We start from the raw sequence: 7,948 nt of genomic DNA, 5'->3' as shown, positions 1-7,948 counted from the left end.
GTGGCACGCGTCATTTTTTAGAAACAATAGAAAACGGTGAAAAGCAGTTGCTCATGCGCTGGTACTCAAGCGCTGGTACTCAAGCGCTGGTACTCAAGCGCTGAGCTTGTCGTTTTCTTCAGGTCCAGAGACCGGCCGAGGTGGCGTCACTTTGTCAAGCGAGACGCTTCGGTCGCATAGCCCTTGCTCGCATCCCAGATCACGACGCGTTTGCCAGAGCTGGCAATGATTTTCGAACCGTCTTCGCTCCATTGGGCTGCCCGGACGTTTCCCCGTCCGGCACTCATTCTGAGCGTGGGATGCCGGCTGATCGGATCCCAAAGGAGGAAGGTTCCGCGGGCATCAATGGTCAACAAACGACGGTCGCTCGGTCCCCAGTTGACCGTGGTGACGGCCTCTAATTGTGCCGGTAATTCGAAGATCGGTTGAAGTGTCGTCGCGTCGATCACCATGACGAGGTTGCTACTGGTTGAGACGGCGATCTGCTCTCCCGAACGGCTCCAAGCGATCGTGTAGATCAACTCCGTGGTACCCGGCCAATATCGCAGCTGTCCGGTCTTTGAATCCCACACACCGAGTCCGCCTCCGAGACCCGCGATGGCGAGCCGTCCTCCGTCGGCCGACCAACTCAGCGATTGGATCGATGTGAAACGCGTCGCGGTCGGACCCTCGATGGGGTTCAACTCGTGATCGAACAGATCGATTGACCCATCGGATCCTCCCGCCGCAATGCTGTGCCCTTCAGGATGAAACGCCACGTCGTTGATTTTGGATTCGGTCGTCTGCTCGAAAAGCAAGTCACCACTCGGCGTGTCCCACAAACACAATCTGCCAGGTTCATCGGGGCGCCCGATTCCGCCTGCAGCGACCAACCGTGTTCCGCAGGGCGAGTAATCGACGCCATTCCACAGCGTGTTTGCCTTTCGGAATCGGTGGACCACCTTACCGTCGACGGCGTCGACCAAGAAGACGCGTCGATTTCCCGCCGCACAGGCAATCAGTCCACCATCCGGACTGACCGCGAGATCGTTCAACCAATTCGCGTTGAGGGTGAACTCGCGGCGGCAGTGTGAACCCTCTGGTTGCCAACACTTGATCGCGCCATCCATCCCCGCCGAAAAGATCCGGTCTCTGCGGTGGTCCCATACGACCTTAAACACATGTCGGGAGTGACCGTGAACCGTGCGTCGCAACGATCCTGTCTCAGTATCCCAGATTCGAATCGTTCCGTCCCATGATGCCGTCGCCAAACGATTTCCATTTGCATCGGCGGTCAGCGAGGCGATCGCATGCGTGTGCTCGGCTAACTCCATGTTGATTTCTTCGGACTTCAAATCCAAAATCCGCGCCGTGCCGCCGCGACCGCAGGCAATGATTTGATCGGGACTGGTCGGATGGAATCGCACGCTCCTTAAATCGCTGAACGCCGCGGGACTTTGGAACTGTTTGGAATCGGTCGCAAGGTCCCAGACCATTGCGGCTTTCCCAGACGGATAGGCAACGCGACGACTATCCGCCGACCAGCCCATCTCCATCGCGAACTGGTCAGCATATCCCGGCCAGCCGTGTAGCGTTGACGCGACTTGAAAGCGGTCCGTTTCAAGCAGGCAGAAGTCGCCCGATTCTTCGGCGTTGGAAACGGCGGACCATCGACCGCGTCTTGCGATGTAGCGACCGTCGGGACTCCACTGCAGCGCGCGGACAGTCAGCGGCTTCTCCGTTTGATAAACAACCTCCCACGTCTCGGTATCGAAAACCGCCATCCCTTTTTGACCGCCGACCGCCAGACGTGCCGGCCCGGCCGGCTCCCACGTGACGCAGTTGAGTGGACCAACCGGTGAAACAATGCGTTTGACGATCGTTCGGCTGTCGATCTCCCAAATGTTGATCCATCCATCGGTGCCGGCAGACGCCAAGTAGGATTGATCCCCATTCAGAGCCAATCCGTGGAGTGCACCCCGATGACTTTCCAGTGAGTATTCTTGCTGATTGCAAAATGCTTGGGCGTAGTACCATTCCCAGTCGCGTCGGTCGATGTCGGATTCGCTCGCGGGACGCCACTGGTCCAGCAGGTTTTGCGCCCGGGCATATCCGCGATGTTCGTCCATCGAGTCGATCGCGTTGAGCATGCTGGCCGAATAAAGGCTCCGCCGAGTGAGTTCGGATTGCTGTTCGGCTCGACGCCGCGCCCGTTCCGCAGATGCGGTTGCCGCAGTCGATTGCTCGAGCGCCGATTGGAGTTCTCCCAACAGTTGCTCGTTGGCCGTCGCCATCGACTGAGTTTGCTGATTGAGCTTTCGCTGAACGTCTTGTTGTTCGAAAAAATAGTAGGCCGACGAGAATCCGATGATGGTCAAGACAACCAGCATCATGATGGTTGCGGCAATCGAAGCGGCGAAACCGCGGTTCTGTCTCGCCCAACGTCCGCAGCGTTCGGCGAGCGAGGCACGCCGGGCCAAAATGGGTTCGTCGGCCAGAAACCGCCGCAGGTCTTCGTGCATCGCCTCGGCCGTCTGGTACCGATCCTTCGCTGCGCGCTCGATCGCCTTTTCAACGATGGTCGCCAGATCCCGGGGGACTCCGGTCGAGTTTCGATCCAACAGGACGGGGCGTGGTGAGACGACGCGCTGAATCAATTCGCGGCGATCGCTTTCGTCGAACGCCGGCTTCAGCGTCACTAATTCGTACAGCGTGATGCCCAACGAGTAGACATCGCCGCGAGCGTCCGTTTCGCTCGTAAACGCCTCCGGAGGCATATAGCGGATCGTCCCGAGGATGTCGCCTGAGCGAGTGATATTTGCGTCGTCTTCCGACTTGGCGAGCCCGAAGTCGGCAACCCACACATCGTTATGAACGTCCAGCAGCAGATTGCTCGGTTTGATATCGCGATGTGTGATGCCTTGTGCATGGGCATAGGCCAGCGCGTCACTGACTTGCAGTCCGATCTGAGCGACGTTGATCCAATAGGGATGGATCGACGCGCTGGAAACCGACGAATCCACGGTCGAACGCGTGACGCGATCGGATCGATCGCTTCGGTACATCGCCCCCGATTGCGCCGAAGCACTCGGGTGGTCGGGGAGCGATTCGAGTTCCCGCAAGACTTCGTCAAGGCCCTGGCCTCGGATGAACTGCATCACGTAGTAGCTGATCCCGTCGTCTTCTCCGACGCCAAAGACCGGCACGATGTTGGTATGGTGCAACTTGGCAGCCGCTTTGGCTTCGCGTTCAAATCGCAGTTTCTGATGCGCGCTGAAGCCCGCATTGGGCGGCAAGACCTTGATCGCGACCCGACGTCCGAGCGAGATCTGCTCCGCTTCGTAAACGATCCCCATGCCTCCTTGACCGAGTTCGCGAACCAGCTGGTAATCGCCCAGCGTCTTTCCGCTCAAGGACGGCGCGGCCGATCGGGACGAAATCGTCGCATCATCCTGCTCGGGCAGTTTGACCTGTTCGACCAACGCCAGCGTTGGCAACAGTTCGCGCAGTTCGTCGGCCCATTCCGGGTAGCGTTGGACGAATGGTTCGATCGGACAAGCATTGCCGGCGCGACAGTCCGCCAGATAGGAATCGGCAATCTTTCCGATGATCTCGTCTTGCCGATCGGCACTCTGCTGGTCGGCACCCTGCTGGAAGGTGCCGCTCACGACACGAGCGCCTCGACACCACCGGGCAGGTCTTCCAGAATATTGCGGAGGCGGCGGACGGCTCGCAAATAGCGACCATAAGTGGCTGTCGGGCTGATGCCCAACACCTGTGCCGCCTCGCTGTTGGTGAGTTCCTCGAAATGCCGCAACACCAGCAACTCGCGTGCGGCGGGATCCATCTCATTGATCGCGTCGTTGACTCGCTGCCTCTGTTCGGATCGCATCGCCGCGTGGCTGGCTGACGTCAATCGACCGAGTAACCGCTCGGCAAGTGCGATCGATTCCGCCGACGAAAACGGATGAGGTTCGATCGAAATCTCGCGACCGATGTCTCTCGCCTGAACGCCCAGGTGATACCGGTGGGTGTCGGCCAGCTTCTGCATCGTCTCCAATCGCAGCCAGAGAAAGAAGGGGAGTGCGGGGTTCGCACAGTAGGCCGGGAATTTCCTCTGAATCGTCAGGTAGGTTTCTTGCAGGACATCATTCGGGTCGACTCGCCGTTTCAGTCTCGGATCGAGGCGGACTCGGACCAACGCCATCAATCGGTCGCGATGCTCGTCGAACAAGTCCGCCAACACCTTTTGATCACCCCGGGCAGCGGCCGCGAGCCGTGTCTGGTCCACCCCGTTTTCAAGTTCGGTCATGACAATCTCAATGGAATTGGAAACCTCGTAGGAAAACATGGCGGCTGCGGAGAATCCCATGGTAACCAATCTCACTTGCCATGCCAGCAAAATGTCCCCACGCTCCACTTGCCGATCCGGCCCCGCAAGGGACCGAAATCGATGCAGTCACGCAATCGAATAGCGGGCGAATAACTGGGGGACAAATAACTGGGGGACATGGCATGAATGGCTTGAAAGCATTTGAAAGTGCCGTGTCCCCGTCATTCTATTTTCTTGTCACCCATTTTCCTGTCTCCCATCTCCGAGCACCATTTTGCTGCCCGCTATTTTTCTGCCACTCGTTCGACAAGGGCACGGCTCGGGGACACACCACGGCTCGGGGACACGGCACCCTGAGGGGATTTGATTGCAAGCCGAGCAATCGTGCCATGTCCCCGGGAATCCTGTCCCCGGGAATTTTTTGTGCCATGTCCCCGGGAACTCTTTTGCGGAAGCAGAAAACATAACGGCCGCCGTGCAACGTGTGCACGGCAACCGATTTCCTGAATCTGACCGATGACGCGTCATGGACGCCCGGTCGGATTGATTCCCGATAGGTAGACAAAGTGCATCCTGATGGGGATGTAATAGGAGGGAACCCCCAACGGATTGAGGACGTCCGTTCGAAATTTCTGGGGATAGACTTTCATCAGCAGCTCGTACCACGCGTACGCGGACGCAGCATCCGACTTGTTGGTCGACGAGTAGAGCGTCGGGTAGTAAGTGTGCCCATTGAAGACACTTTCCATTTGCACGCGGACAACCCAATCTCCCGCGTCGGCTTCCGTGTCCAGCCCGCTGAAAAGACTGATCGCCAAGGCGGCCAAGCAGATTCGTAGACCTTTCATTGTCGTTTCCTGTTCTCAATGGAGGAGTGTGTCGTTGATACACACCCAAGCGTTTCGGGCGACGTTTTGTTACACCTATGGTGGATGAAAGGTGAATGAAAGGTGCCAACCACTCATTCAGCAGCCAGCTGCTGGTTTGCTAGCACCCCGTTTGCTGATCGCAATCGCTGGACGGCGCAATCGGTGGATGGCACCAATTGGAAGAGGCGATAGGACAGATGGGACCTATAAGTCACATGAGTCCTATTGGTCCCATTGCACGGTTGTTGCCCCATCAATCGAAGCAACGGCAAAACAATGGGGGCAAAACAATTTTAGGCGGTGATCGTTTTGCCCCCATCGTCTTGCCCATCATTCTGCCCCGAATGATTCTGCCCACCCTCTGGCGACGTCCGCTGATCGACTGCCGGGCTCCGTGGGGCGTTTCCACGCCACCCGTTGCGTGAACCCGTGTTGATCGTCGATACTTCGGCGATCATGACGAGCTAATCGGGGGGGACGTAATGCTGGCACGACTGAAGACGTTTACTTTGTTGGGCATTGAGGCGATGCCGGTCGATGTGGAGGTGGACATCTCTCCGGCGGCGATGCCGAAAACGATCTTGGTCGGATTGCCGGACACGGCGGTGAAGGAATCCACGCACCGCGTCGAACGGGCGATCGTCAACAGTGGCTTTACCCGGCCCCACGACCGTGTCGTGATCAATCTGGCCCCCGGTGACTTGCCCAAGCAAGCCGCCTCGTTCGACTTGCCGGTCGCGCTCGGCGTGCTGGCCGGCAGCGGGCAGTTGATCCCGGACCGGCTGGAGCATTACGCGATCATCGGCGAATTGGCTCTCGAAGGGCACACGCGTCCGGTCAAGGGCGGACTGTCGATCGCGATCGAAACGGCCAAGAACGAGGGGCTGCGCGGGATCGTGTTGCCGGCCGAAAACGCCGGTGAAGCGGCGGTCGTGGAAGGGCTGGAAGTCATCCCGGTGGAGAGCCTGTCGCAAGCCGTCGCCTTTTTCGCCGGGGAGATCGACATCGCACCGGCGCCGAGCCGTCTGGAACAGTTGTTTGAAGAGTACAGTGCCTACGACGTCGACTTCGGAGACGTCCGCGGCCAGGAAGCAGCCAAACGCGCCGTAACGCTCGCCGCCGCAGGCCGGCATAATTTGATCATGATCGGTCCGCCAGGATCGGGAAAGACGATGCTGGCCAAACGGGTGCCGACGGTGTTGCCGCAACTGAGCGCCCCCGAGTCGATCGAGACGACTCGGATCTACAGTGCACTCGGTCAACTGCCCGCTGGACAACCGTTGCTCGCCCGGCGGCCGTTCCGTTCACCCCATCACACGATCAGCGATGCGGGATTGGTCGGCGGCGGCAGTCCCCCGTCGCCCGGCGAAATCAGCAAAGCGCACAACGGGATCCTGTTCCTGGACGAATTGCCCGAGTTCAACCGCAAGACACTCGAAGTGATGCGTCAACCGCTCGAAGACGGCATCGTCACCATCTCACGCGCCCTCCGCAGCACCACGTTTCCGTCGGATTTCATGTTGATCGCGGCGGCCAACCCCTGTCCCTGTGGCTACCGCAGCGACCCGCGCCGCAATTGCAACTGCACGCCGCCACAAGTCGAAAAATACATGTCAAAAATTTCGGGGCCGCTCATGGACCGTATTGACATTCATATCGAAGTCCCCTCGGTGCCCTTTGAAGAACTCTCCTCATCGTCGGTGACCGGAACGTCCAGCGAAGCGATGCGCGCGGATGTCGAACGTGCTCGTTGTGTTCAAGCGAAACGATTTGCCGATGGTCCCTCGGACGTCCGCTACAACGCACAAATGACCAGCCGCCAAGTCCGGGAGCACTGCAAACTGGATACGTCCTGTCAACAGATGCTGCGTCATAGCGTCGAAGAGAACGGGCTCTCCGCACGCGCCCACGACAAAATCTTACGCGTCTGCCGAACGATCGCCGACATTGCCGGTGACAAAGACATCAACGAGAACCATCTCGCCGAAGCGATCAACTACCGCAACCTGGATCGGGACTTGTGGATTTGAAACGCTTTGGGGGGAAAGGTTGGCAGAATGATTCGGGGCAGAATAATGAAGCCAGTTCATGCAGTCCCCTAGGCAATGTGTTTTGTCTTGTTCGCTACCCCATGTACTCGCCTCTCATGATCGATCGCACGCTTCGAATTTTCGATGGACATCAGGAATCGGAGCAGGCTGCGAGGGCAGACGACAACCAGTTGACCGTCCAGCAACGCTTCGATGCATTCATGAAACTGATGGATCCGTACTATGCAGCTGCCGGAAGACTTCAAAGAGTTTATCGAGTTGATGAATTCCCACGGCGTACGGTACGTGATGATTGGGGGCTATGCATACAACATGTACCGGAACCCGAGGGCGACCGGTGACATCGATTTTTTCGTCGCATGCGAGGACGAAAACGAACGCCGTCTCCGCGCCGTTCTGGAGCAATTCGGTTTTGGGAAAACGCTCGGCGAGGCAAACATCCTGCAACTGGGAAAGGTCATCATGCTCGGCCGATCGCCATTTCGAATCGATCTGTTGACACAGATTTCCGGTGTTTCGTTCGAAGAAGTCGAGGCGACTGCTATCCCAACACAAGTTGCGGACGTGACAATTCCGGTGATCTCCGCGGAACTCCTTCTGAAAAACAAAATCGCCACGGGCCGCGTCAAAGACCGCGCGGACGCCGAAGAGCTAAAGGCTTGGCTGAATCGCGACGAAAGCGATCCATGAATGGAATCGGGAGAGGCGGAAAGGTT

General features: G+C 58.2%; 5 protein-coding genes. 2 read left to right on the top strand and 3 right to left on the bottom strand.

Features of this window, described 5'->3' with window-relative positions; genetic code table 11:
• Positions 1-146: 146 nt before the first annotated feature.
• The 3 genes from Enr13x_RS05630 to Enr13x_RS05620 form a co-directional block, all read right to left on the bottom strand.
• Positions 147-3,647 carry a protein kinase domain-containing protein gene (locus tag Enr13x_RS05630; protein WP_145385109.1) on the bottom strand — a complete coding sequence of 1,167 codons (3,501 nt, stop codon included), beginning with the start codon at positions 3,645-3,647 and terminating at the stop codon, positions 147-149.
• Positions 3,644-4,291, bottom strand: a complete 648-nt coding sequence (locus Enr13x_RS05625) for a sigma-70 family RNA polymerase sigma factor (protein ID WP_145385108.1) — start codon at positions 4,289-4,291, stop codon at positions 3,644-3,646. Before Enr13x_RS05625 ends, Enr13x_RS05630 begins: the two co-directional genes overlap by 4 nt.
• Positions 4,292-4,836: 545 nt before the next feature.
• A complete protein-coding gene (locus Enr13x_RS05620; RefSeq protein WP_145385107.1) occupies positions 4,837-5,160 on the bottom strand; it encodes a hypothetical protein in 324 nt (107 codons plus the stop codon).
• 503 nt (positions 5,161-5,663) lie between these two features.
• Here Enr13x_RS05620 and Enr13x_RS05615 point away from each other — a divergent pair.
• Together Enr13x_RS05615 and Enr13x_RS05610 are read left to right on the top strand one after the other, a co-directional pair.
• Positions 5,664-7,211 (top strand): YifB family Mg chelatase-like AAA ATPase, encoded by a 1,548-nt coding sequence (locus tag Enr13x_RS05615; RefSeq protein ID WP_145385106.1) that lies wholly within the window; start codon positions 5,664-5,666, stop codon positions 7,209-7,211.
• A 243-nt stretch (positions 7,212-7,454) separates the two neighbouring features.
• On the top strand, positions 7,455-7,922 hold the full coding sequence (locus Enr13x_RS05610) for a nucleotidyltransferase (RefSeq protein WP_145385105.1): 468 nt from the start codon (positions 7,455-7,457) through the stop codon (positions 7,920-7,922).
• Positions 7,923-7,948: the final 26 nt, after the last annotated feature.

It is taken from the genome of Stieleria neptunia (assembly GCF_007754155.1).
In the GTDB taxonomy this organism is placed as follows: domain Bacteria; phylum Planctomycetota; class Planctomycetia; order Pirellulales; family Pirellulaceae; genus Stieleria; species Stieleria neptunia.
The sequence above is the reverse complement of the archived record's forward strand: the minus strand, read 5'-3'. Positions and strand labels throughout refer to the sequence as shown.

What these genes read in the sequence shown, in the direction of transcription:
- Enr13x_RS05620 (WP_145385107.1), bottom strand. Translation starts at nt 5,160, where the DNA reads ATGAAAGGTCTACGAATCTGCTTGGCCGCCTTGGCGATCAGTCTTTTC.
- Enr13x_RS05625 (WP_145385108.1), bottom strand. Translation starts at nt 4,291, where the DNA reads ATGACCGAACTTGAAAACGGGGTGGACCAGACACGGCTCGCGGCCGCT.
- Enr13x_RS05615 (WP_145385106.1), top strand. Translation starts at nt 5,664, where the DNA reads ATGCTGGCACGACTGAAGACGTTTACTTTGTTGGGCATTGAGGCGATG.
- Enr13x_RS05610 (WP_145385105.1), top strand. Translation starts at nt 7,455, where the DNA reads ATGCAGCTGCCGGAAGACTTCAAAGAGTTTATCGAGTTGATGAATTCC.